The organism is Devosia oryziradicis, assembly GCF_016698645.1.
GTDB classification, from domain to species: domain Bacteria; phylum Pseudomonadota; class Alphaproteobacteria; order Rhizobiales; family Devosiaceae; genus Devosia; species Devosia oryziradicis.
This window is the reverse complement of sequence record NZ_CP068047.1, coordinates 2,030,801-2,055,209: the sequence shown is the minus strand read 5'-3', so window position 1 is coordinate 2,055,209 and position 24,409 is coordinate 2,030,801. Positions and strand designations below refer to the sequence as shown.

19 protein-coding genes are annotated in these 24,409 nt (G+C 60.4%); 6 read left to right on the top strand and 13 right to left on the bottom strand.

Annotated features, from left to right (window positions below; all coding sequences use genetic code 11):
• Nucleotides 1-40 precede the first annotated feature (40 nt).
• The 5 genes from JI749_RS10215 to JI749_RS10195 form a co-directional block, all read right to left on the bottom strand.
• The gene (locus tag JI749_RS10215; RefSeq protein ID WP_201653053.1) at nt 41-1,111 is read right to left on the bottom strand and encodes an ATP-binding protein; all 1,071 of its coding nucleotides are present in this window, start codon (nt 1,109-1,111) and stop codon (nt 41-43) included.
• Entirely contained in the window at nt 1,108-3,486 is a 2,379-nt protein-coding gene (locus JI749_RS10210; protein WP_201653050.1) for a hypothetical protein, read from the bottom strand. Before JI749_RS10210 ends, JI749_RS10215 begins: the two co-directional genes overlap by 4 nt.
• Nucleotide 3,487: 1 nt before the next feature.
• A complete protein-coding gene (locus tag JI749_RS10205) occupies nt 3,488-4,234 on the bottom strand; it encodes a hypothetical protein (protein ID WP_201653047.1) in 747 nt (248 codons plus the stop codon).
• Nucleotides 4,235-4,722: 488 nt separating this feature from the next.
• Complete coding sequence (locus JI749_RS10200; protein ID WP_201653044.1) at nt 4,723-4,947, bottom strand: hypothetical protein; 225 nt, start codon at nt 4,945-4,947, stop codon at nt 4,723-4,725.
• Complete coding sequence (locus JI749_RS10195; RefSeq protein ID WP_201653041.1) at nt 4,940-6,907, bottom strand: AAA family ATPase; 1,968 nt, start codon at nt 6,905-6,907, stop codon at nt 4,940-4,942. The genes JI749_RS10200 and JI749_RS10195 overlap by 8 nt, the downstream gene beginning before the upstream one ends.
• A 369-nt stretch (nt 6,908-7,276) precedes the next feature.
• Here JI749_RS10195 and JI749_RS10190 point away from each other — a divergent pair, with 369 nt between their 5' ends.
• Nucleotides 7,277-8,242 carry a hypothetical protein gene (locus JI749_RS10190; protein WP_201653037.1) on the top strand — a complete coding sequence of 322 codons (966 nt, stop codon included), beginning with the start codon at nt 7,277-7,279 and terminating at the stop codon, nt 8,240-8,242.
• A 15-nt stretch (nt 8,243-8,257) separates the two neighbouring features.
• Nucleotides 8,258-8,608, top strand: coding sequence for a hypothetical protein (locus JI749_RS10185; protein WP_201653034.1), 351 nt, complete (start codon nt 8,258-8,260; stop codon nt 8,606-8,608).
• Nucleotides 8,609-8,717: 109 nt separating this feature from the next.
• Here the strand turns inward: JI749_RS10185 and JI749_RS10180 are convergent, their stop codons facing one another.
• Complete coding sequence (locus JI749_RS10180; RefSeq protein ID WP_201653031.1) at nt 8,718-9,107, bottom strand: hypothetical protein; 390 nt, start codon at nt 9,105-9,107, stop codon at nt 8,718-8,720.
• Nucleotides 9,097-11,232: a DUF262 domain-containing protein gene (locus tag JI749_RS10175; protein ID WP_201653028.1), complete on the bottom strand. Its 2,136-nt coding sequence runs from the start codon at nt 11,230-11,232 to the stop codon at nt 9,097-9,099. The genes JI749_RS10180 and JI749_RS10175 overlap by 11 nt, the downstream gene beginning before the upstream one ends.
• 256 nt (nt 11,233-11,488) lie before the next feature.
• Here JI749_RS10175 and JI749_RS17445 point away from each other — a divergent pair, with 256 nt between their 5' ends.
• Both JI749_RS17445 and JI749_RS10165 read left to right on the top strand, forming a co-directional pair.
• Entirely contained in the window at nt 11,489-12,037 is a 549-nt protein-coding gene (locus JI749_RS17445; RefSeq protein ID WP_233280727.1) for a thermonuclease family protein, read from the top strand.
• Nucleotides 12,038-12,163: 126 nt separating this feature from the next.
• The gene (locus tag JI749_RS10165; protein ID WP_201653025.1) at nt 12,164-12,367 is read left to right on the top strand and encodes a CsbD family protein; all 204 of its coding nucleotides are present in this window, start codon (nt 12,164-12,166) and stop codon (nt 12,365-12,367) included.
• A gap of 33 nt (nt 12,368-12,400) precedes the next feature.
• On the opposite strand, the gene JI749_RS10160 is transcribed toward JI749_RS10165, so the two are convergent.
• The 3 genes from JI749_RS10160 to JI749_RS10150 form a co-directional block, all read right to left on the bottom strand.
• Nucleotides 12,401-13,666, bottom strand: a complete 1,266-nt coding sequence (locus JI749_RS10160; protein WP_201653021.1) for a Y-family DNA polymerase — start codon at nt 13,664-13,666, stop codon at nt 12,401-12,403.
• Nucleotides 13,663-14,118: a LexA family protein gene (locus JI749_RS10155; RefSeq protein ID WP_201653018.1), complete on the bottom strand. Its 456-nt coding sequence runs from the start codon at nt 14,116-14,118 to the stop codon at nt 13,663-13,665. The genes JI749_RS10160 and JI749_RS10155 overlap by 4 nt, the downstream gene beginning before the upstream one ends.
• 101 nt (nt 14,119-14,219) lie before the next feature.
• Entirely contained in the window at nt 14,220-15,818 is a 1,599-nt protein-coding gene (locus JI749_RS10150) for a hypothetical protein (RefSeq protein WP_201653015.1), read from the bottom strand.
• Nucleotides 15,819-16,028: 210 nt separating this feature from the next.
• On the opposite strand from JI749_RS10150, the gene JI749_RS10145 reads away from it, so the two are divergent.
• Nucleotides 16,029-16,838, top strand: coding sequence for an AbiJ-NTD4 domain-containing protein (locus JI749_RS10145; protein ID WP_201653012.1), 810 nt, complete (start codon nt 16,029-16,031; stop codon nt 16,836-16,838).
• 33 nt (nt 16,839-16,871) lie between these two features.
• On the opposite strand, the gene JI749_RS10140 is transcribed toward JI749_RS10145, so the two are convergent.
• Genes JI749_RS10140 through JI749_RS10130 form a run of 3 tightly spaced genes read right to left on the bottom strand, consistent with a single transcriptional unit; the run spans nt 16,872 to nt 22,766 of the window.
• The gene (locus JI749_RS10140; RefSeq protein ID WP_201653009.1) at nt 16,872-18,683 is read right to left on the bottom strand and encodes a response regulator receiver domain; all 1,812 of its coding nucleotides are present in this window, start codon (nt 18,681-18,683) and stop codon (nt 16,872-16,874) included.
• Nucleotides 18,676-21,651, bottom strand: a complete 2,976-nt coding sequence (locus JI749_RS10135; RefSeq protein WP_201653006.1) for an ATP-binding protein — start codon at nt 21,649-21,651, stop codon at nt 18,676-18,678. The genes JI749_RS10140 and JI749_RS10135 overlap by 8 nt, the downstream gene beginning before the upstream one ends.
• Complete coding sequence (locus JI749_RS10130; RefSeq protein ID WP_233280726.1) at nt 21,648-22,766, bottom strand: DNA cytosine methyltransferase; 1,119 nt, start codon at nt 22,764-22,766, stop codon at nt 21,648-21,650. The genes JI749_RS10135 and JI749_RS10130 overlap by 4 nt, the downstream gene beginning before the upstream one ends.
• 386 nt (nt 22,767-23,152) lie before the next feature.
• Between JI749_RS10130 and JI749_RS10125 the strand changes: the two genes are divergently transcribed.
• The gene (locus JI749_RS10125) at nt 23,153-24,400 is read left to right on the top strand and encodes a hypothetical protein (protein ID WP_201653003.1); all 1,248 of its coding nucleotides are present in this window, start codon (nt 23,153-23,155) and stop codon (nt 24,398-24,400) included.
• Nucleotides 24,401-24,409: the final 9 nt, after the last annotated feature.

Genomic DNA, 24,409 nt, shown 5'->3' with positions numbered 1-24,409 from the left:
GGGCACTTCCTGAAGCTGCCCAGTGTGTGAGGTGCATGCATCAGGCCGCTTCCGGCTTCGCGATGGCCTCAGAGAAACTGCGTGGGGCGATCTTGCCGATGTCGATGCGATCCCAGCCGCTCGCCAGAAATGGATTGGCGCTACGTGCAGCCGAGGTCATGTCGCCATACACATAGGCAAAGTCTTCGCGGTCCAGCTTGCCCCGTGGACGTACCTTCGCAAGTGCGACCGCCTTCTGGATCCATTCCAACGCCGATCCTGCCTGATTGAACGAGGCGTGGACGAGACGCGGAACGATATGGTCGGCCTCTGTCAGTTTGGTCTCGACTTTGGCGACCTCGCAGTACTTATGGATGGCCCCTAGAAGCATGTCCCGATCCAGTCCAGGGTCCAGTTCTGGCAATCTCACGATCCTCATCCGGCGATGCGCTTCCCGCCGAACCTTCTGAGCATCTTCCTTCTTGTCAGTAATCATGAAGCTGTCGAGTACGTGCGGTAGGCCGCTCAACGCGATGGGTGTTGGAGAGGTGCTCAAGTTGAGCAACTCGATCGCCATCGTCCACACCAGATGCGACTGCACCGCCAGTCCCTTGGTATTGTGGCGTTGGGGGTTGATGATGCGGGAAATCTCGTCGACGGCCACCATGGTAAAGCCATGCCTGCCGATTGCGGAGATCGCCTTTCCTGGTGCGTCCTGGTCCTTGGGTTCGCGGACATCGACACCATCGGCGCGGCGCACGATCTCCTTGGCCAGCATCGAGAAGGTGCCGTGCGTTGGCGTGTCGACATAAAAAGGTGAGCTCTCCATGACCCCGCCATCCAGCAAGGCAATGGCAGGCAATGTCTGCATCGCGTATCTGAGGCCGAAGCTCTTTCCAGAGCCGGATTCGCCGACGATCAGCACGCCATCGATAGGGAGGCTGTTGTCCGCGCTCCAGAAGGCACCCTCATTGAACCGGGCTGCGATCTGCTGCTGGGCACGCGCAACTTGTGAGGTGATGAGATTGAGCTGGCGGGTCGGGACGATTTTGTCCCGCAACAACGTGCGCAGGTTTTCGTATTCCGGCTTCTTGAGCATCTCCGCGTAATCGGTCTTGTTCTTATCGGTCATGAGCCGCTCTTTCTGGTAGGCTGTGGCAGGAAGGCGAAAGCCTTGACCGCTCCGGTCTTGGATGGCGGAGTTGCCTTCGGTTCGTCATCGGTTTCACCGGGGTCAACGATGTCCTCTTCCGGCTCTTCGAGCAGGTCGCCATCCTTGTCGATATCAGCGTCGTCGAGACCTAAATCTGTTTCTGCACGCTGGTCGTCGCCTGCATCGACATAGGGGTCGTCGACCATCTCGATGTCGTCGTCATCGGGGTCGGTGCCTGAGGTTTGGAAGGCCGCTTCGCGGGTTGATGAGTCGAAGGCCAGGATCTGGCCCTGGTTCGTGGCGACCTCGTCCTCCTTGATGTGGAGCTTGGTCCTGTTGACGATCTGCATCACTTCTTCGGCGTTGTAGCTCATGTCCTTGACCTGGGATCGAAGACGGGCGTTCGTGCCCATGCGCTCGAGCTTGCGCAGTGCACTGTCAACGATATGTGCATTGGCCGCAGCCTGACTGCCGTACAGCTTGCTCAGACGGCGGCGTTCGTTGATCCAGTCGGTGAAGCCGACTCCTCGCACTCGTGCCGGCCCGGCCAGAGTGTGCCAGTCATCTTCAAAATAGACGCTGATGCGCCCAAGATTGGAGAGGTCCACCTTAGCCCTCAGCTTACGTGGCCTCCCCTTCTTGAGCCTTCCCATCTCTGAGAAATAGGTCTGCAGGCGACCAGATACGTAGTGGTTGCTTGCGAAGCAGACACCCTGCCCCGTAAGGGGGAGCAGAAATTCCAGGCCGAAGGCAAGCCGGACACTTTCTTCGGTATAGACGTCCGCCGCTCCCTGGCTGAGGAACCTTTCCTGGAAACGGTCGATAGGCGGTTGACCATCATTGCCGCGATGAGGGCTCAGATTGTAGACGTCGTTGATGTACAACCAGAGCGCCCTGCCTAGGGTTTCGACATCGGCCGATGCACGATCCAATGCGTCGTAGTCCCCCTTGGCGATGACATTCCCGAATGTGGTGCCGGTGAAATAGGACAGGAGTTGATCCTTCACCGTGCGATTGAAGCGCTCGAGAAGGCCGCGCAAATGAGCGCTGTCGCCAGGGCCGACATCCGCATCATCAACCAGGGACAATGCTGGAACCATGAAGTAGGGGTGCGTGAAGGCGCCGCCAATGTCAGTGAGCAGACCATCGAGGCCGATAGGTGGGATGGGGTCAGCTTCGCAACCAGCATCCATCGATTGCAGCGTCTTTTCCGTGACAGCCATCCGCAGGGCGCGTGTGGTCAGGTCTGAGGACTCCGACAGCCCGAGTGCCAGCCCGAGAATGGCGCGCGAGCAGGCATCGATGACCCAGGCCACCCAGAGGCGTCGGCGAACACCGAACTCTTCGATCTGGGAATCTCTGACGAAGATCCAGCCGCCCTGATCGGTAATCTTCGCGACCAGGTCCATCTTCCAGCAGTCCATTAGGACGAGTTCACCGGGATAGTTGTATTGTGGCCCCTCGGTGAAAATGGTTCGGCTCTCGATCGCCACCTTCTCGCCAAAGCGAGCAGCAATGGCCTGCCCATCATGCAGGGTTCCGATGAGGCGCTCGATCGCATCGACACTTGGTGTGGTTCTGCCTGCCAGCGAGGGGATGATCCTCATCTCCGCGCGGAGTTGGCGTCTGAGGAGGGCAAGGGTCGGGCGCTCGGGGCGAAGCAGCAACTTGCGAATCTGGAGGTCGATGAAGGCGGCCATATCTGGGGCCATCTTCCTGCCGCCTCGACGCATATCGTCGGTCCTGGGGCAGAGGTCGGTGATCTTGAAATCCTTACGGGCCAACTTCTGCCGGTCCTTCTTCAAGGTGGCGTCAGATCCCAATGATCTGAGGGGGAACTGACCCAGACGCGGCTTGCTGTGCCCTTGGACCGTCTTGGGATCCAATACGTAGAAGGGTCTGCAGGCTTCATGGATTCTCGCAGCGTTTTCGGCCAACCACACATCGGCGGTGACCGCCTTGTAGTTGCGATGGCGAGGTGTCTTCTTTTCCAACCCCGGAGACCGATACAGCACCACCTTGCCAGCCTTGTAATCGCGGTTGAACAGCGAGGCCTTGGTGAACGCGATCATGGTGCGACGCAGGTCTGTAGGCGACTTGCCCGCCAGAAGATGGACATGACCGCCCGGTCTCGCTGGCGTTCCGTCCACGTCGAAGTAATGCGGTTCGACCACAAGGTCCCCCGACAGCTTGAGGTTACGAACCTTGTTCCTGTACAAGGTTCGAGGGTACTCATAGCCGTCGAGGCACTCGAGCGCGTATCGGTCGGTATACGTTTCCGAGATTCGGAAATGGTGGGCCATCCAGAACAGCCGCGCAGTCGGCGGAATATCGTCTGGATCTTCTTCCGACATGTTAGTGCTTCCTGAAGCTGGCACGGCGATACGACTTGGGCTTCGTCTTCCTCAGCAGGATCACCGGTGGCTCCGGGTTGCTTAAATCCGGGACCGGACCAAGCCGATCGGTGTCGGGCATGATAGCACCCGAAAACTTGACCAATCCCTTCTCGTCGATGGTACCGAAGCCCAAGTAGATGAGCGTGCCATAATGGATGGCGCGCAGAACCGGGCGAAATGCAACGTCGCCGCCACCCAGCCTCGCGGTCAGATCCCCAATGCGGACCGGCTTCTCGAGTTCGGGGGCGATCTCGCGGAGAAGATCGTCCACGTATCCGCGACGGTCGCGGCGAGCATTGAGCACCTTTCGGGCATTCTGATTGCCCCACTCGGGCAACTGCCGACTGGTCACCAACTGGATGCGGTCGAGCTTGCTCTGGGGTACGAACGGAGCAAGCCGTTCGACGAACCCTCGAGTATCCCGCTTGCTGGCCGATGCTTCTGGCTTGACCACATAGCCCACCTTAGATCCGTCGCGCATGGTCGCGACGATGTCGACAGTATGGTCTCGCGTAACCCCGTCTTGGTCGACGTATGTTACCAAGAGGGCCTGGTGGCGAACGCTCACTACGTTATTGTCCGCCAGAAGGGAACGGACGAGCTTCTTCTCGATCGAGCTTTCCGTCAGGATGACGACATTGCTCACCGGCTCGACGATGGCGCCCGTCTGACTCCCGTTGGTGCCGAACGCAGGAGAGCGGACCACCTCGGTATTCCTGAGCGGAACGATGGCGAGTTCGCTTCGATCTGGCTGCTGGGGACGGATGAGGTGCGTGCAGGACCGCTGCTGCGGCGGCTCAGAGGCAGCTGTGTGCGAAACCGTATCGAGGACCTCCGAACCCGCTTTGTGCCTGCGGATCCCCGAGCTTCCTGTCCTCGATCAGTTCCGAGCCGATGCGATCTAACGTTTTCCTTGATAATCATGAGTGGTCTCCATCCGGTGGTGCCGGACACGACGACGGTCGTGCCGGCGGCCCGCAGGCCTAGTGGCCAAGGGCAGGTCTTGTGCGGATGCGGGATGGAGAGGGGTGGAGCTACGCCGTGCGGGAATACGCCCGTTCGGCGTGCATTGCTGCACCGCGGTCCAGCCGCGCGCCGAGGGGCGATATGTGTCGGAGGTTGCTCATGGTGCTTCCCATAGCTGCCGGATCCTTCCCCATCGAGAAGGCAATGCCGACGATTTGAATCGAATGGTCAGGCAACGCCATCGCGCGACGGCCTGGAAGGGATGGTCGGGAACGGCAGCACACCGTCCCCGAGCTTGGGCTGTTCGATCCCGACTTTCCTGGATGCCTCGACCTGCACCGTCTGGGCGATCGTGACCAGGGCGCGGTGCGCTGCCTCCTCGAAGCAGCGCTCGCCCATTTCGTCGTGGACACGGACCAGGCGGGTCATGATCCTGATGAGGAGCTCATCCATTACCGATCTCCTTCATCTGGCGGGCACCATGGACACGGTCGACCAGTTCGAGGAACCGGCCGGGCCCGATGTGGCGACGCACCTGCAGGTCATCGGCAACCGCCTCGATCAGATCGACGTGCCGCCTGGCCAGGGCCATGGCATCGGCGTAGAGGCGCTGCAGGTCCTCCTCGACCAGCGCGGTCATGCGGGCGTCGAACGACAGGATACTGTCGACGCCCGACTCGTCCGCTCGGTAGACGAGGCTGTCGCCCATTCCGAGCCCAAGATGCATCAGGGCAACCTGGCGCGTGGCAACAGCAAGATCGCTGTCCTTGGACCCGCCGGAACCCGTCCCCACCAGACCAAGGAGGACCTCTTCGGCCGCGCGGCCTCCCAGCCTTTGCATGACCAGCTTCTCGACATCCTGCTTGGTCGGCAGGCGGCCATCGTTGTCGATGTGTGCGAACCCACCGGTATCCCCGCTCTGCACGATGGAGATGCCGAGGATGCGGCCCATGCCATTGGCATGGGCGATCACGGCATGCCCTGCCTCATGGACCGCGATGCGGCGCAGCAGATCCGTTGACCGGGTTTCATCTGGCGCAACTGCGGCCATGAGATCGGCAAGCACCATCGGCCGCTGGGCTGCCCGTGCCCGTCGCCGGGCATTCTTGACGAGCTCGACCACATCGGCGCCCGTGGCGCCCATTGCCATCGCTGCGGCCTGGCTGAGATCCTCGCCCGGCAGATCGGCTCCAAGGTGCTGTCGGAAGATGCCGGCCAGTGCATCGGCATCAGGCCGGGGAATGTTGATGATCCGAGAAAGGCGACCACTCCTTGTCAGCGCACTATCAAGGCGTTCGGGGTGGTTGGTCGCTGCGATGACCATGACGTTCTCGGTGGCCCCCGAAATGGCGCCGTCCAGCGTCGTGAGCAGATGCGTGATCACCGGCAGCCACCAATCGGCGCCTCTCGAGGAGAGGGTGGCCCGGTTCGGAACGGCGTCGATTTCATCGAGGAACAGGATGGCTGGCGCCGCATCCCGGGCTTCCGCGAAAACGGAATCGATCTGCTTGATGATGCTGTCGAGATAACCGGGTGAGTTGGCGAACCACGCACTGACCGACGTGGAGATCAGCGGCACGCCTGCCGATCTGGCCAGGCTCTTCATCAACGTGGTCTTGCCCACGCCCGGAACGCCGGCCAGCACCACGTTGGCCGAGATGGCGGTGAACGGGATCTCCCCGCGCCGCCATGCTTCGAGGTCGGCCACAAGGTCCTCGCACCATTCCTTGGCCTTGCCATAGCCGTGCAAGTCCTCGAGCCGAGGCGCATCGATGATCGACTTGTCGTGATGGACCTTCTTGGCGGCTGCGGCACGCAGCCGGTCGACGCACGCCTTTGCCGACGAGCCGGAGCGGATCGCCGACGCGATCTCATCGAAGTCCAGCGCCGCAATGGTCTGATCTTCGAGCTTTCTGGGCAAGCGACCGGTGACGGCCCTGATGACGGCGGCCACCACCTTGGCGTTGGGCGGCGGCAGCACCAGGTGCATATCGGCCGCCGACACCATGGCAGGCGGCAAATAGTTCAGCTGATGTGAGACGCCGAGGCATCGGCCTCCGGAGGTCAGCGCCCGCGTGGCCTGTTCGATGGCAAGGTCGTCCTGCGGGGAGCGGTACTTTGGGGCAGCGGACTTGCTGTGATGGAAGTCCCAGTACTTGCCCGTGGACTTCAGGTATCGGTGGAGCGGTGCAACCCAGTCGGGGGAAGGTGCCTGCACGACCAGGCAGAATGCCCTGGTCTCCTGGATGCGGGCGATGCCTTCCATGCCGATGGCGTTCTCGATCAATGCCTGTGGCAGCAACTCGCTTGCGGTTCTCGGCCCGCCGATCTTGGCAGGCCTCTTGGCAGGCGTGGGCTCTTCGTCCTGGTCAAGTTCCAGGTCCGGGAATTCGTCTTCGTCGATGCTGTCCATGATGCTCTCTTTGCCGGCGACGAGACGCAGAAGTGCGCCCGGCAGGCCGGTCCTCAATGCCCACTGCGGGCGCGATGTCGGGAATGGTGCAGGCGCTCAGGAAGCGCGTTTGCCCGATATCGATATGAGGTGGAGAGATGCACGAGCGAGACCGGCCGCGGTCGGGCGGTGGGTGTTCCGGTTAGCGATGTGCAAGAGCTGCGACATGGCGGTTTCTCGTCGTGATGCTGAACAGATAGTGAACGTCAAAACTGCGGTCAAGCCAGAATCGACCCTCCTTCGAAAAATAAATGATACGCTGCATATCACTTTCTAGCTTGTGCCCATCTCGAAATATGATATCACTCATATCACGAAAGCGAGGGTTCGATGCAGACCGCAACTTGGAACGACATAGAGAGCGACCTGAAACTGGGGGTCTTCCTGATCACCGTTGCGGCTCAAAGCCTGGTGGGCGACCGGTCGCCGACATCGGGCAATCTGGGCAAGGCGGCGTTGGGCCATGCCTATGATCCGAAGCACTCTGCGGCCGAACAGGTCGACTACCTTGAGGATCTCCAAGCCTTCGACGTGAGCGGCACCCTCTTCTGGAAGGTGGCGCGCGCCTGCTTCGACTTCGTCCACGGGGAGACGCCATTGGACAAGCTCGATACTGGCGACTTCCAATCCGACACGCTCAACATGATGACCTATTTCCTGTCGGCGATTCCACGCGACTCCTACGCCACGTCGATGGGCGTGCACGCAGACCGGTTCCAGGAGCGCCGAGACCGTGGGGACGAGTCACCATTGCCGGGCCTGCAGCTGGCGGCCGCCGCCAAGGCGAACCTTGCCGACTATCTCCAGAGCTTTCCGGGAAACCGGGAGATGGACCTGGGGTTCGCTCCATTCGAAATCGCTGCGCTGGCCGGGATGAACATCTCATCCGTCCGCAACTTCGTCGGTCCCGGCGGGACCAAACCGATTCGGTCGATGCCATCCGAGCGCAAGTTCGGCGTCTATGGCGACCCGCTCGACACCCTGGAGTGGCTTGCCGGACGCCGCAACTTCAACGCTGGCACCCTCAGTGCCGATTGGCCCGCCTGGGCAGCGGATCGCGCCAAAACCATTGAGGACGTCGGCGCCCTGCTGGGGATCTATGCGTGGACCAACCGCATCACCACCGATGCCCTGGCGGATCGAACCGGCCTGCCGAACGAGACCGTCAGGGACTGGACCCGTGGGGAGATCGTCTCGACGGATGATGCCATTGCTCTGGCCGGCGCCGCCGGTATCGACCCCGACCTCTACTCCGACTTGGTCGCCCATCACGCCGGCGCTCTAACCCGTATCTGAACAGGAATTCCAGCCATGCCTTCGATCAACGACACCATCAATGCCAGCATGCTTCGGGATCCGCGCTGGACGCCGCACCCCGAGCGCGCAGCAGGCGGGACCAAGTACATCGCCACCTTCCTCAACCGGCGCGGCGACGCGATTGCCCTGGATCTGGGTTCTGGCGGCAAGAACGCCATCTGGATCGCGGCACACCTGGCACCAGGTGCATTGGCGCCGGCCATTGACCGTGAGCTCTACCCAGCCGACAAACCACGGAATTCGAACCTGAACGTCTCTCAGCTCAAAGGGAAGGCACTGATGCGCCTGTTCCCGACATCTCTGAGCGAGGCCCGCCAGCTTATGGACCACTTCGCCGAGCTCTAGTCATCCCTGGCCGGGGTGAAGGCTGGCGGCGGGGAAGACCGCATCTTTCTGTTTGTTGCACAGGTCAATGACCCCACTTGCCCGGCTGCCTTGGTAGCCGGGCTTTTTCTTATTCGGCGCGATCGGCATAGTTTCGGCCCGCCTGCGTTAGATCGAACACCAGTTGAGCTACCATCATGCGCGGCTGGATAAGTCCCTCATCCAAGAAGACCTTGATCACGGCCTTGTCCGGGCGCATTTGGCCATCGTCCAGATCGAATACGGCAGGGAATGTTTCCGAGGGAAGCGGAATTTTGGATGATCCAGCCATATGGAGATAGAGGGTGAGAGCCGCCCTATGTCGCTCGCTCTCTGAGCTCTCCGGCTGAACATTCATGCGCCACCAATCCACATTTAACGGCTCATCTCCTGCTTTGACCTGGGAGATCGGGAGGCTGTCACCAGCGTAGAGACCCTTTGCCAAACGCCTGGCGTCTGCCATCCGCATCTCAATCTTCATCCAGGCTCTCCAAAACGGGCACATCAGCCGCTTGCTGGCGCCAGTCATCTGCCAGTATCCAGCCACCCATCTGGTCGCGGAGATACCAGTCGTTCCAGCCGTTGCGGTTCGTTCGGGTGATCGTTTTCGAAGCGCCAGAGAACGTCGCGAACGGTCGATCTACCCCGTCCACCACCAAATGACCTTCCTCGATGGTCCCAGCGTAGTCCACACCCGCATAGGTGAACTTGCACTCCGTTCCGTCTGGAGGGAGTTTGACGCCGTCGCCGGCAAGATCGTTGAGCGCGGACTGGTCCACTCCCCTGGTCGGAGCAACCCATATCTTCTTGGCAATCCCGAAGAGATCCAGCCCTCGGGCTGAAATTGTCTCCTCGTTCCAATGATCGTACTCGATCAGGTCACGGTTCAGTGCAAGGCTCGAATGGGCGCGCACCGCCGGCATTTTCGTCGAGTAAGGTCCGTTTGATACGGAGGTATTAAGTGGCCCGGTGAGCAGGGTGAGGTTACCCAGGTTGTCGATCACGCCGTCCCGCTCGACCTTTCGAGCGACATGCTCTGGATCGGTATCATCATCAAGATGGTCGAAGCCGGGAATCGGCCAATTCGTCCGCCATTTCTGAGGCATGATGTGCTCAATCGAAAGCGCCGACTTGATCTCGATGTCTTCGTTGAGCGCCGTTCTTTTGGCGAGTTCGATGGCCTCGAATATGTAGCGTAGCCGTGGTTGCCGGGCGCCCTTGTACTGGTTGCGCCCCAGCCAGGAACGCTGCCATTCAACGTCGTCTGGCCAACGATCAAGATCGGACTGCCGGCTCGACAGATAGAGAACCAGCGCGTCGATCTTGTTGCCTTCAGCCGCACGAAGCCGGTCGATGATGCCAATGAAGAAGCGGTTGTAGTTCTTCGTGGGTGAGCCACAAATATCACGTCGCAATATGTAGCTCTCGAGCACAGCAAGCGCTCTGTCGATATCGGCACCCACGGTGTCCTCGGTCGCAAGATAGAGGACCAGGGGCATAGCTGTAGAGACGTCAAATGCATCGGCAAAGCGGCCAAAGTTGCCAATAGGATCCTTGGGGTCTTGGTCGAACAGCCGTTTCTCAATCGCCGCCGTGGCGGAGATAGACTCCAGCTCGGCGGTGACATGCGGGAAGGGGCGGGAATTGAGTATCCAACGCCGGTAACTGTCGAACAGGTTCTCCACCGAGACCAGATTGCCGATATGCATCGACAGATGATCGGTCAACATCCAGTCCAATCTCTGGCGAGACTGACGGCCACGCGATGCGGGCTGGCCCCAGAAGGCACGATCAAGCGGCAGCCAGTGCTTCTCGTATAGCTTGTCGACCAGCAATGAATGGTCAGCTTGGCCGAGACCCTTTGCGCGCTGGAATATGAAATTGCGCATCAGATCGCCCGGCGTCAGATCCACGCCGCGGCTGTTCAGGGTCTCAAAGATTGTCTGGGGATCGTCACCACCTTCCAGCTCGATGGACACGATTGCGAGCCCATCCTTCAACGCTTCAAAGAGGAGCTCGAGCCGGTGCTCATCGAAGCTGCCATTATCATCGACGTGGGCAGCGATCTTTTCCTTGAAATAGGCATGCGCCGCGACCGAGCGCCTTATGATTCCCTCTTCATCAACCGGCTTGGGTCCCAGTACATGGGGGTCAACATGTGGATCGATGATGCTGATGAAGGACCGTCGGTCGTTCAGTGATGGCCAGAGCTTGAAGCGCTCGACCTCTTGGTTCTCCATTACGCCGTCGTTGAGGAGATACTTCTGCAGCTCGGCCTCGTACCTTGATCCATTCGCCTTGGCGACATCACGTATCGCGGCAAGGAGGAGCTGGAATGTCGTGAGACGCTGCTGCCCGTCGATGATCTCGTATGCCTGGACCTGCTTGCCGAAAGTCTTGACTTGGGCAATGACGATGGCGCCCATGAAGTGAGGCGTCAGCGACGAGCGATCCTGCTCTAGCCGCTGGACTGATCGATCGATGTCCTCCCAGAGCAGTTCTAGCTGAGGCTGGGCCTTCCAAGCGTATTGCCGCTGGTAGAGAGGGATAAGGAACCTCTTCTTGCCATCGAATAGCTCGATGATGGAGCGAGTGTAAGGCTTCATTGTTCCCCCAGTGCCGAAGCAGCAGACTGATGTTCGCCGATAAGCTGCTGACGAGCAAGGAAGTATCCGTTGCTGAGTCCTCTTGCGCCTTTGATGCGATCTAGGCTCTGGCCATCCCATCCTGGCCAAATGCTGACTTCCATGCCTTGGTCTGCAGTTGCAACATCGGGCATGCGGCCCCGTTGGTCGTTCTTGCCCGGCCATCTCAGTGGTCGGGCCTTTTCCGTAGGTCGCCGTGATGGCATAGACTTGGGTCATGGCAGTTCACCGTTTCAATCCCAAACGACGTCCCAGCAGACACAGTTCTTCGGCGAGAGCGCAGCGAGACATCGTCACGCCGTTATTGGCCGCCGCAGCCGTAATCGCCGTGGGCGTCTTGGGCTGGGTGGCATCCGATCAGTTCCTGCATGGGACCGACAGCGCAGGTGCAATCGTCACGACCCAGAGAGCGGACGAGGGACGGCGCGTGAACATCGGCATGTGCGGTCAGGATCGCTACACCTGTGTGGTCGACGGCGACACGGTCTGGCTCGATGGCGTGAATCTGCGTCTGCAGAGCTATGACACCCCGGAACCATACGACGACATATGCGGGGGCGCCGCTGAGGTGGCGTTGGCGAAACGTGCCAGCTCCCGGTTGCTGCAACTGCTGAACGCAAACTCATTCGTGGTCCAAAGCTCGGGGAAGGATCGCTACGATCGCACATTGGCGACCATCTTGATCGGGGGCCGGGATGTCGGCGATATCCTCATCGAAGAAGGCCTGGCACGTCGCTGGCCCGATGGGGAGGAGTTCTGGTGCTGACTGCGATCAGCACCTTCCTTCCATGCCAATGGTGCGTGGCCTGAGCAGTTACTGGATCTGCACCCAAGTGGAACGTCGCCGATTCCTGGCCGTTGTGGTTTCACGATTAATGGAAGGAGATCCATCATGGACTGGAACCGCGTTGAAGGCAGCTGGAAGCAGATGACCGGCAAGGTGAAGGAGCAGTGGGGCAAGCTCACCGACGACGACATCACCGAGATCAATGGCAACCGCGAGCAGCTCGAGGGCAAGATCCAGGAGCGCTACGGCAAGGCCAAGGATGAAGTGAAGAAGGACGTCGACGACTGGTACGGTCGTCAGAACTGGTAAATGCGAAGGGCCCCATCGGGGCCCTTTCTGTTTTCACCGACACACCGGCAGTTCGTCCCACCGTGTCGTGTACCGCGGCGACCGCATCTCGAACTTGGTGGTGAACGGCGACCGGCTGGCAATGCCAACTGCCGCAGGCACCACGGTGGCCCGTCCCCAGCGCCGGTTGGCTTCATCCATGGCGGCCATGACCTTGGCGGCCCGGTCGTGGTCGAGACCATCGAACAGCGACCGCTGCGCCAATCCGGGCGGGACCAGGTCCTGGGTGACGATGCCGGCCTTGGAGTACCGGTAGCCGGATTTCCAGAGCCCCTCGACGGCGCGCCGGGCCGCCTTGATCAGCTGCATCGTGTCGTTGGTGGCCTCGGGGATATCGACGGTCATGCTGACATTGCGCTGCGGCTCGTCGTCGTTGAACGGGCTGGTGTGCATGAACACGGTGACGTAGTCCGTGGCCAGGCCATGACGCCGGAGCTTCTCGCCCAGTCGAGTGGCATAACCGGCAACCGCCTGCTCCATCTCGATGCGTGAGGTCACGCGCTGGCCGAACGATCGGGTCACGGCGCAGCCCTGGCGCTGCGGCGCCACCGACTCGAGGTCCATGCAGGACCTGCCATTGAGCTCGTGGACGATCTTCTCCCCCACCACTGTCATGATGCCACGCGCCTTCTTGGGCTCCATGTCGCGCAGCTGGCCGGCGAACTGGATGTCCAGGGCCAGGAGTTTGGCCTGGTTGGCACGCCCGATGCCCCAGACGTCGCCGATCGGGAAGTCGGCCATCACCCGAGCCTGCTCGTCTGGATCGGTCAGGTCCAGAACACCAGTGGCCAGGGTCTTTGCGGCCTTGTTGGCCAGCTTGGCGAGGGTCTTGGTGGGGCCGATGCCCACGCAGGTCGGGATGCCGGTCCACTGGCACGTGGTGGCCCGCAGCTCGCTCGCCCAGGCGGTCCTGTCCTTGCGCGGCACATGCTCGACGTCGAGGAAGGTCTCGTCGATCGAATAGACCTCGGTTTCGGGCGAGAACCGGTTGTAGACCACGTTCATGCGCCGGCTCATGTCGCCATAAAGAGCATAGTTGCTCGACAGGGCGACGACGCCCTCCTGCCGGCACAGGTCTTTGATCTGGAAGTAGGGCTGGCCCATCTTGATGCCAAGGGCCTTGGCTTCGCTGGTGCGCGCAACGGCGCAGCCGTCGTTGTTGCTCAGCACGATGACAGGTCGCTTCTCGAGCTTGGGATCGAACACGCGTTCGCAGGAGCAATAGAAGCTGTTGCCGTCGCTCAGGGCGAACGCGGTCATTTGCTCAGGTCGCGGATGGTCGCCGTGACCACGCCCCAGATCGACACGTCCGTCCCTTCGGTCACCGTGAAGGCCGGCAGCGTGGCATTCTCGTTATGGAGCACCATGCGGCTGCCCATGCGCTTCACCCGCTTCAGGGTTGGCGCATTGTCGATGATGGCCAGCACGATCGAGCGATGGCGCGGAACCAGGGAGCGATCGACGATCACCACATCGCCTGGGAAGATCTTGCAGTCGATCATGCAGTCGCCGGCCACGCGCCACAGGAAGGTCGCGGTCGAGTTCTGGATCAGGACCTGGTTGAGGTCGACAGACGTCTCGATGAAGTCGTCGGCCGGGGACGGGAAACCAGCATGCACCTGCTGCCCGACGAATCGGATCTGAAACTCGACCAGGGAGGTGATTGGCACCGGCATGCCGCCGGGCTCCATGGCAATTTGGTCGACCAGCATTCCGTCTCCTGAGTGCTCTCGCTGAAAGCATCCCGGATCGGACTGAACAAAACAAGAACGATGTTCGTATTCTTGAAAGAAATCCCTCTTACAGACCTGCCCTATCGGCCTTTTTTCAGTGCAGCCGCCATGCGCCGTCGCTCGGCGCGGTTGAAGCCCGAATAGGCCGGTTGCGGACGTTTTCCGGTCTTCGGGTACTCGTCGACATGGTATGTGCGGCCCGTCAGTGACTGCATTATGCCGACCTCGCCGCAACGGAATTCAATTTCGGCCCTCTCCTCGTCGGACCATTCGTCCTGTTCGGCATAGATGCAGTCCTCGGAAACGCCTCGACCCTGGCCTGGTGGTTCGCGACCGATGCCGATGATCTTGGTCAGGCCCGGATTTCGCATCAGCACGGCCTTGGCGTAGAGCTCCAGATATCCTGATCGTACGATCCGATACTGCTCATAACCCTCTCGAAACATGCCCTCCTCGAACTTTATGGTCATGAAGAAGTAGGCAGTTCCTACCGGGTGCTCCATTGGAGAAACGACCACGCGAAAGAAGATTTGTCGGTTCATTCCTCTGCGGCAGGCGTCTAGAAAGGCATTGCCGAGGTTCCTGCGAGCGACGCGAGGCTCCTGGGCCATCGCCCTGAACGCCTGTTCGCTTCGGCTCAAGGAATAGTCCTGACCAGGTGGGACCAACGACGTTCCGTCCAGCAGATGCCCTGTGAACTGCTCTATCAAGGCGTCCCAGACATACGAGACCTTATCGGCTTTCTTCTTGGCGAGATATCTGGGGTCGTTGATCAAGCCCGCGTAGTGGGATCCGTCCAGTCGCAGGGGTCCATGGAAGGCCCAAGTGCCTTTGCCGGGTGGAGAAAAATGATGTTGGCCCTCGCTGTCGGCTCTGACGGAGTAGTAGGCGAGGAGATCCTCTTCGCCATGGGCCAGTGCGAGGTTGCCCGATCGTATGAAGTCGGCCCGCCTGTCCAGGTATCCTGTCAGGTCGGTGATGGTGTCCAATTCGCCCAGAACCACGCCGAGGGTGGCCTCGTCGAGAACATGGACGAAGTCCCGATCCGGATCTATGTCGCCAATGGCGAACGGCACTGTCCCGATATTGCCTTCGGCCATGTCGGTGTGATCTTGCCCCTTCAGCGCGGGCATGATCACCAGGCTACCAGTTCCACCATTGAAGAAGGATCTGCAGGCCGCTGCAGCTCCATTGGCGACAACGATGCGATGGACCCGGCGCCGTTCCAAGGGCGGAAATGGCAGAGGCAGGGGGACGGTGCAGGCCTTGTCGACGAAGATCTTCGCCGGAAAACTATCTATCCACCGTTCGGCACCACGCAGTTGCTTGGATGCATCGTCGATCGCACTTCTGTACCAGCGGGGCCATGCGATCTCTATCGGCTTGTCCTGCCACTTGATGTTCTTCTCGCTGAATATCAGGACGTGCGGATCGCAGATCACAAGCAGGTCGCACAGTTCCTTGCCGTCGCCTTTGTCGGAGCCATTGATCCGCTGTTCGCGATACGGGTTGGGGTAGGACCAGAGGTTGAGGAAGGTGTTCTCGGCCAGCGCGGCAAGGTGCCGTTCGGTATCGGTCAGGCCATTGGACTTGATGATGGGCGCGCGCAGCTGCTCGAGATGCTCGGCTATACCGTTTGGTCGCTCAACGGCTTGATGCTGGTCTGCCCGTTGGTCCATGCTGTGCCCTGCTACCATGGTTGCAGCTTATCAGAATGTTTGAGGGTGGACTGGTGCAGAAAGTTGCGCCGCAGCTAATCTTCGAGATCTTGTTTTGGATCGCAAGTGATCTTTACCTCTGCCGACAGGACCGGGGTTTCGGGCAGGCACGGACTGGGCCATAATCCTCCAACTTGGCCATCTCGGCACCAACGTTGGACTTATCGCACCATGACGACGTCGGATTCGACCTTCTCCCATCGTTTCGGCTTTCGCGCGCCGGATGCCGAGATCACGGTCCGTGAAGATGCCCCGCCTGCAATTCGGGACGCGATCTTGATGCTGGGCTATTCGTTGGGCTTCAGCCCCAAAGGCATGCGAGATATCGTCTGCGCCGTCATGCTGCGCCGGCCGGACAGCAACAATTGGTCGGAAGAACCGGTGGAACGAGAGGTTCATGGCCTGGTCGACGACGCGCCATGGTTCCGCATCTACGACCTTGCCGAACGGCTGTATCAATCCCTTCAACAGCGAGACAGCTATGGCGACAAGCCGCGTCAGTATGAGGAGCAGTTGAACGCCGCGTTCTGCGAGCACGGTATCGGCTGGAAGATGGAGAAAGGCCAGATCCTTGTCCGGGGGTCCGAGGCGTTCGAGCTGGCCACTGCCACGGCACCGGACATGATGCGGGCCGCAGGTGCGCCGACCGCATCCAACGAGATGCATCAGGCCCTGATCGATATCTCCCGGCGCCCTGAGCCAGATGTCACCGGGGCCATCCAGCACGCCATGGCCGCTCTCGAATGCGTGGCGCGGGGGTACGAAGGAACGAGCGGGACCCTCGGCTCAATCATAAGCCGGCTGCCGCTGCCCAAGCCGATGGACGAAGCCGTCCGAAAGCTCTGGGGCTTCGCGTCCGAGCAAGGCCGCCATATCCTCGAAGGACGGGACCCTGCTTTCGAGGAGGCCGAGTTAGTCGTCACGACCGCCGCGGCGGTCAGCGTCTACCTGATCCGCGTCAAGGCGCGGACCGATAAGTGATTGCGGCGCTGGCAGGCATCCCGATGCGGTGCCTCAACCGGCCGGTGCTGAAAAATCCAAACCGATCCTGGTGAATTCGACCCCCAGCTTCTGGATCAGGTTCAATGCGTACTCGTAGCGCAACTGACCGATCAATCGAGCCTCGATCTCTTCTACCTGCATCTGCTTGCCTTTGCCGGACAGGTAGCTCAACCGAAGCTTGGCCGTCAGGTCGTCCTCGATCTCGAACTTGCCGTAGTCATCGGCCATGAAGAGCCGCCAGATCGGAGAGCCGAACTCGCCGCCCCGTGGATATACCGTATACGTGTTGATAACCCCGGCCTCCTTGAGGAAGATCAGCGTGTTCGAGTTCACTTCGGAAGCCGTGTAGCTTTCGACCTTGGTAAGCTTGACCGCCATGAACGGCTTCACCGATGCCGAACTGGAATCCCTGACCGCGATTGACGTCTTCTGCATCGGCACTAGGTCGCAAGACGGCGACAAGCACACCCACTTCTCTTGACCGATCTTCATGACATGTCCGGGATGCAGGTGCCAACCCGAGAGCTGTTTGGTGGATATGTGGGCGTTGTAGTGGGACCGCGCCTTGTCGCGCTCTGCTTTCGCGATCGACCCGAGGGCGTAGTTCTTCGAGAACCCTGCAAGCTTGGCGTTGGACTCGGTGGGGTCTGCTTCCAGCACCTTGAGGCCGAATGCGACCGCCTTCTTGCCAATCAGGTCGAGCAACCTCTCGGTATGACGCGCAGCATGGCTCTCCAGCAGGGTCTTCCGCCTATTCCTGTGCGCGTCGGGCGAGGTGTCCAACGGCGTGCCGCGCAGCTCCTGATAGTATTGCCAGTAGGCATGCTTGTCGCTGAGGGCATTATCCTCGGCCCCAGCGCCCTGCTTACTGATCTCGGCGCGAATGCGGGAGGACATGAGCCTCGACGGGGAAGGACGCCAATCCTCGATCGCGGCTTGCAGGCGGTCCAGCAGATCTGTGTTCTTCTTCTTAGCGAAGGCGATGAAGCCCCCATTGGTGCGGATCCAGGGCTTGCGCCGGTTCCCAGGAATGTTCCAGCGAAGATCCCTGGGCGAAGACTTGTAGGAGGCGACCTTCTTGTCGTGCTTCGACATCCCCCATTCCATGACCTTGAGACGCTCACCAACGTCCCAACCGGCTTCGTCCGCGATTTCTCGGAATTTGGCGAACTCGGCCCCGGACTTCATGTACTCGTTCATCTTGCCGCCATTGCGGACGAAGCCTTGGAGCGCAACGTAGGCCGTCGCGCTGAGAGCGTCCTGCAGTTTCTTGAAAACATTGGAGAAGCGCGGGTCGCCAGTGTCCTCCAAGGCTTCGATCAAGGCGAAACCGGCGTCCGCGCGAGCGTCGACGATGTTCAGCGGTGTCAGAAGCGACATCAAAATGGTGTTGAAGGGATCGACGAGATCGCCGATCGCGGTATGGACCATCACCAGATTGAAGTGGTTGTTGTTCAGCAGATCGGCGATGATCTGCGCTGCCCGGGCGCCATTGGTTTCGTTCTTCTCGAGCTGATAATCGAGCACCAGCAAGTCGGACTGGTGCAGGTAGCTGCCGATCCCCTCGTTGTGCTTGCCGTCGTGGATGTCCACCGTCAGTGCCGGAGAAATATTCCGGAACTGCTTTATCACCTTGAGGATATCGCCCTTGGGCGTCCAAAGCGTCTTGTCGGTGGAATCGTAGCCCACGTCGCCAAAGATCTGCTCCCAGGTCGGATACTGGTCGTCGATGATCAGCACCGACCTGATCGGGTCGATGAAGGCCTGCTTGACCAGATCTGAAAACGTCGGCTTGGGCTCCCCTGCCACTGCCAGCTCAGTCATTGATATTCGCCCCCCGGAACTTCATCGAGAAGTTCGCGCCGGACAAGATCTTCCTGTCGTCGTCCTGCACATAACTGATCGTGTGGCCGCCAGCGGCCAGATTGGCCTGGGACAGATAGAGCCCCACGCCTCGTCCACCCTCGATTTTCCTGGTGAAGAACAAGGAGAACAATCGCTTCAAGTCCATCTCCTCGACGCCAGGACCGTTGTCGGCCACGAAGACCTCGTCTCCACGGACGTCGAACACGATCTTCGGATCCTCCACTCGCGCATTGATCAGCCAGTAGATGCTGTTGTTCACGAGGTTCACGAAGACCGGGAGCAGGCGCGATGGCTGGTCGAAGACGCTAAAGCGTCTGAATGCTGGCGTGGCCACGAGTTCGATGCCGCTGGCCGCCATGGTGCGGCCGAAGAATTCCGACACGTATTGATGGATGTAGTCGCCGCCGATGTCCCGAGGCTGCGGCCGGCCGGCCATCCGCAATGGCCCTAGAAAATCGAGGATCTGCTTAAGGCCTGCATACCCGGTGGCGAGCTGGTCGAGGTCCTTGTCCTTGCCCAGCTTCTTCTTCAGCCGCTGGATGCCGTCGTCGATGACGGCATCGTGGGAATGGAGCTCGTGGTCGAGGAATTCGACCGTGATACCCAACTGGGCGAGACCGTTCAGGCGATCAACCGTGCTGCGGAGCTCGCTGTTCTCGTCGCCGCCCAAGATGGCGATCGCCTGAATGTCGATGCTGTCCTTGAGGTTTTCGAGCGCCAGAATGTAGTTCTGGAACAGCAGCTCGTTCTCAGCATCGATCTTGCTTTTGGCCTCCACGACCGCGCGGGAAGCGGCCGTCAACGACATCCTACCACTGGCGGTCTGCTCGACGAGTGGCATGGTCTCCTCGCGCAGGAGCTTGTTACGCTCGGTCACGAGGTCGCCGATGCGAACGCGTTCAGCGTCCTGCAGCACGCGGATCTCCTTGGACCAGCGCGTCACCCGCGAGGTGAGCTGCCCCTCGTTGCGCTGGATCTGCTTGAGCACGATATCTTCGGGCGACGGTGGATGAATCCGTTCCACCGCATCGGCGATGGTGGTCGAGAAATCCGCGACCATTTGGTTCAGGTCGGTCATCGACCGGCGATAGGACCGGTAGTCCTCCTCGAGGGTGCCGAGCGGAGATGGCGCACCGGGCAGGCGCAGATCGGCCACGCTGGCCTGGGCCGCCTCGAGCCGTTCCTGGGCGACCGGAATGTCGTCTGCGACCTCGATCCGCGTTGCCGCGATATCGGCACGCAGCCGTTCCCTTACGGTGGGAATGCTGGCGGTCCGGGCTTTCAGGTTCTTCCTGAATTGCGTGCGCTGCTTCTGTCGCAGCTTGGTCTGCGCCTCCTTGGCCTTGAACTCGGCGAAGTTGCGCTCGGCCTCGGCCAGTTCCGATTTCCGGTCATCGGCGTTGGTTCCGAAGTAGTCGTAGGCCGATGACTTGAGGATGTTGATGATCAGAATCTTGAGCGACTTGGCGGCCTTGTTAACGATGAAGCCTTCTCGGCCCGCCTTGTCCTTCAGATTGGGATTGTTCTCCCTGCTGATCGCGATGCGCCCGAATATCCTTCGGGCATTCCAATACTCCCGGCCGGCATGGTTGCTGCGGCGCTTCTCAATCTCGAAGAAGTCGTTGTCCTCGCGACCATAAGGCAGCACCCGCAGGCCGTTGCGATAGATCATTAGGCCGGCATGAGGGGCCGAATTGGTCTTGAGGAATTCGAACTCCATTGGCGAATGGGTGGAACTGGCCGCGACCTGCTCGAAGGTCGCGAAGTAGACGTCGACAGGTCCAAGAGCGGAACCCGGCCCCGTGGGGAGGGTGAACTCCTTGGGCGGCCTGATCTCGTATTCGCTGCCGACCTTGCGCCACTTGCCGAACGACTTGATCTGGCCACGGAACACGCCCTTCTCGTCGATGCGGCCATCGACGATGTGCTCCATGCGGTCCGTCAGAGACCGATTGAACTCCGCAGCCGAGCCGATTACTTTGCTCGATATACCGTTCGAGGAGACGAAGACGCCGTATTGAAAATCTGGATTGGCCGCGTTGACCTCGGGTCGAGCCGCATCGAAGAGCGGATCGACGAAGCTTCCCAATGTCGTCTCGAACCGGGCCTTGTCGTCCTTCGCCGTGGCCAGCTGACTATTGGCTGGCAGCAATGCCGTGAACTCGTCGCTGGCACCGGACACCACCATGACGGTCCCTTTCTCGCTGGCCCCGGACCACACGCCCCAGGGAGCCATGTGGTCGTCGGTCAGAACGAAGGATCGGCACGCAGACACGATGGATTGCGACGGAACGGTCTTGTCGGCGCTGCCCCGTTCGGCCGCCGCAGCGAGATCGTACCTGGCCCAGGCGTCGATCATCCGGGAGGATCGCTCGTCCTCCCTGCCCGCGCCCAGAACATTCTCCAGTAGAGCCTCGGCCATCAGCGGCAGGAAATCGGCGATCTCGGAACGATCTTCGAACTCGATGACCGGTATCTCTATGTCGGTCAGGATCAGGAACGGGTTCTCGAAGAGCCGCCAATCGATAAGGGCGGCGGCCATCCTTTGCTGGCGACGTTTGGTGACCAGCAGCATCAGGGGGCCCAGGTGCGCCGACGACAGGCGCCCGATGCCCTTCTGGCCTTGGCGCGTCCTCGGCTCCAATCCATCGCGGTCGTCGTCCGAACGAGCATCGCCGAAGAGCTTGGACTCCGTGCCGACGACAAGCCAACGATCAATCAGTTCGTCGACATTCATCCCATGGCCGTCGTCGGCGATGGTCACGACCAGCGGCGCCCCATCGAAGATCGTTAGCGACACCGATCGAGCATAGGCATCGTAGGCGTTCTTCCAGAGTTCGGAAATGGCAGTAGGCACGTCCGCGATCTGTTCGCGCCCGAGATGGTCAACGGTGCGCGCCCGTGTCTTGAAGCTGACTGTCCTCATGCGTCGGCCAGCTCTACGAACTTGACCGACGAGGCCGTGCTGGCGGCAGGCTTACCTCTAACGACATCCCGGTCGAGCAGCTGCTTGATGTGCTGGATCAGGCTCTGGCCGAACGCCACCGGCACGGCGTTTCCGATTTGCTTTCCTGCCGCCATCAGGCCGCCATCGAACACGTAGTCGTCGGGGAAGGTCTGGATCCGCGCGGCCTGCCGTGCGGTAATTCCATGGTTGAGCACGGGATGAACGAAGCGCCCCTTGGAGGGATTGATGCACGCGGTGGTCATGGTCGGCGCCGGCTTGCTCGGGTCGATGCGGCCATAGACGTCGCTGTGACCGTCGTGTTCGAGGTGGCAGTCGAGCACGCGCCCGGAATCCTTGCGGCTGCCTCCGTTCGGCGGCGTTCGGGCAAATGCAGCGACGAGTTCCGGCCCGTGGTTCATGTGCACCCCGTTGATGTCGTCCTCGGGCAAATCGGCGAAGGCGCTTTCGCAGGAAACCCAAGGCTTCAAGCCGGTTCCCTGGGTCAGCTCGACGGCGGAATGGGTCGGCTTGGGCGGCCATTCGAATTCATCTATCGCGATGTCTTCGCGGACGCCCAGGATGAAGACCCGCTGGCGCCGCTGGGGAATGCCGTAGTCCCGGGCGTCGAGCTTTTGAGGCGCGTAAACGGTGTATCCGCTGTCATGCGCCTGGCGATAGAACTCGTCGAGATAGCTCTTGTGGCGTGGCCACAACATGCCGGGGACGTTCTCCATGAGGAACGCCTTTGGCTTCAAACTGCGGACGAAATCGAAGTATTCGTGGATCAGGGCGTTGCGCGGATCGTCTACGCCAGCGCCATTGATCCTGTGTGTGGAGAAGCCTTGGCAGGGCGGACCGCCGAGCAGCAGGTCGCAGTCGGCATCGGGGAAGTGCTTCCTGGCCAAGCTGGTGGCGCTCAACGACGTAATGTCCTCGTTGTAGACGACCACGTTCCTGCTACGCGCCTCGGCTCCGATGTTTTTCCTGTAGGTCGTGGCAGCGTTCTTGTCGAACTCGACGGCGAAGACGATATCGCATCCCGCCTGCACTGCAGCGAGCGAAAAACCGCCGGCGCCGGCGAACAGGTCGGCCACTTTCAGTTTCGCACCGGTCAAAATAAGTCACCGCCCCAACATCGTGGATTAGATCGCCCACGACATGCTCCCAACACGGAAAGATCATAGCTTGCTGCGACGCAAAACTGAATAGGCCGGAGCCTTTCAATCTGCGGGCCCCTATGGCTACTGCAGCGGACGACTGTTCTTCGGCATGGCTTCTTTCCAGGAGGGGTCGATGAGTTCGGGGGCGCGTTCAATGGATACGAAGAAAATCATGAGGGGTAGACATAGGGTTCAGTCGCCTAGTCGCTTACAGAACTTCCGGTTCACCGTTGGCAAGAACGACCGAAAGACTGAAGGGTATTTTCCGGCGATTGCCGGGCAAGGCTCCTTCCTCCATTATCCCGTTTAGAGGGACGCCCATGGACAAATGCATCTACTGCGACGAAGCCAAGCCTTTCACCGACGAGCATGTGGTCTCCGCTGGGCTAGGCGGTGACGACAAAAGGTGGATGCTCACGGACTGCGTCTGCGGAGATTGTAACACCAAGATCTTCTCCAAGCTCGAGGCCAAGTTTCTCCGCTCCTCGCCGGTGGCTATTGCCCGCCTGTTCCACCAGGAGAAAACACGTGGCCGCGGCGGCAAGCCAGGAGTCCCCTCCGTGACTGCTGCGCAGAGCCTTCTGGACGATCCTGCAAGCGGCGTATTCCTGAATCAGGAACTCGGACCAGGGTTCGTGGCCGCGATCCTGCCGCAACTCATCTTGCAGAATGGAGGCACGCTGACAGCCCACCTGCCCGACGTCGCGACCGGCCGATCCTTCCTCTCAGACTTCAAGGCCGTTCTATGTAGAGATCTGGTTCTTGTTCGTAAGGTCAAGGCTGGCCTGGAAGCGGCATATGAGCTGACCGAACTGAAATGGGACGCGGTGACGGAGGAATACGTCGCGTCTGGGGTGCAAACATCTGCAAAGGCGCCGAAGACAACAGACGGCATCATGTGGGTCGAGCAATTGGTAATGCCGAAGACCGCCCACTCGGCGTCTAGGCTGACGCCGCGCGTTTACCGCCGGAGTCAGGGCCAGTTGGTCTGTGCTGTGATCGAACTGGATGATGCTCCTCGCGTTCTCTCGCTTCTGCGTCGCAACCCCGACGCCATTGTTGTGCCTGACGACGCCACCCCAATCACTGTTGAAGATACGGGTGTGCACTTGAAGATCCCGATGTCGATTAAAGTGCATGACCGGGTGCTGACCAAGATATGCATTAATCTCGCCGCCCACCTGTTCGGCGCAGATTTCGTGCGTCGTCCGGAGTTCAAGACAGCGAAACGTTACGCCCGCACTGGCGAAGGGAACATCTTGAAAATCGGCGCCGAGAAGCACCCCGCCAACCAGCTAGCGGGCGCAGCAGATTTCGGTGAGGTCCATGTTTTCTGCATTGCTCCAGCCAAAGCCGAAACCGAAGACAGTAAGCTGCTGTCAGTCATGGTCCAACTTTATGGTGGCCCGTTCGAAACCTTCGGTCTGGCCAGCCTGCCCGAGAACGTGCCTGAATTGCAGGAGCCGCTCTTCGTCATCGTAGCCTACAATGAGAACCGCATCGAAAAGTACACCTTGAGCGAGCTGCGTGCAGCTGCCGAGGCCGATGGTCTTGGGCCTATCGCATAAGTTTCATTG

Bases quoted from the DNA above. Each gene is read 5' to 3' on its own strand.
- JI749_RS10200 (WP_201653044.1), bottom strand. From the start codon at position 4,947: ATGGATGAGCTCCTCATCAGGATCATGACCCGCCTGGTCCGTGTCCAC.
- JI749_RS10160 (WP_201653021.1), bottom strand. From the start codon at position 13,666: ATGACCGCGTTCGCCCTGAGCGACGGCAACAGCTTCTATTGCTCCTGC.
- JI749_RS10210 (WP_201653050.1), bottom strand. From the start codon at position 3,486: ATGTCGGAAGAAGATCCAGACGATATTCCGCCGACTGCGCGGCTGTTC.
- JI749_RS17445 (WP_233280727.1), top strand. From the start codon at position 11,489: ATGGCAGTTCACCGTTTCAATCCCAAACGACGTCCCAGCAGACACAGT.
- JI749_RS10125 (WP_201653003.1), top strand. From the start codon at position 23,153: ATGGACAAATGCATCTACTGCGACGAAGCCAAGCCTTTCACCGACGAG.
- JI749_RS10195 (WP_201653041.1), bottom strand. From the start codon at position 6,907: ATGGACAGCATCGACGAAGACGAATTCCCGGACCTGGAACTTGACCAG.
- JI749_RS10165 (WP_201653025.1), top strand. From the start codon at position 12,164: ATGGACTGGAACCGCGTTGAAGGCAGCTGGAAGCAGATGACCGGCAAG.
- JI749_RS10215 (WP_201653053.1), bottom strand. From the start codon at position 1,111: ATGACCGATAAGAACAAGACCGATTACGCGGAGATGCTCAAGAAGCCG.
- JI749_RS10150 (WP_201653015.1), bottom strand. From the start codon at position 15,818: ATGGACCAACGGGCAGACCAGCATCAAGCCGTTGAGCGACCAAACGGT.
- JI749_RS10190 (WP_201653037.1), top strand. From the start codon at position 7,277: ATGCAGACCGCAACTTGGAACGACATAGAGAGCGACCTGAAACTGGGG.
- JI749_RS10140 (WP_201653009.1), bottom strand. From the start codon at position 18,683: ATGACTGAGCTGGCAGTGGCAGGGGAGCCCAAGCCGACGTTTTCAGAT.
- JI749_RS10185 (WP_201653034.1), top strand. From the start codon at position 8,258: ATGCCTTCGATCAACGACACCATCAATGCCAGCATGCTTCGGGATCCG.
- JI749_RS10155 (WP_201653018.1), bottom strand. From the start codon at position 14,118: ATGCTGGTCGACCAAATTGCCATGGAGCCCGGCGGCATGCCGGTGCCA.
- JI749_RS10135 (WP_201653006.1), bottom strand. From the start codon at position 21,651: ATGAGGACAGTCAGCTTCAAGACACGGGCGCGCACCGTTGACCATCTC.
- JI749_RS10145 (WP_201653012.1), top strand. From the start codon at position 16,029: ATGACGACGTCGGATTCGACCTTCTCCCATCGTTTCGGCTTTCGCGCG.
- JI749_RS10175 (WP_201653028.1), bottom strand. From the start codon at position 11,232: ATGAAGCCTTACACTCGCTCCATCATCGAGCTATTCGATGGCAAGAAG.
- JI749_RS10180 (WP_201653031.1), bottom strand. From the start codon at position 9,107: ATGAAGATTGAGATGCGGATGGCAGACGCCAGGCGTTTGGCAAAGGGT.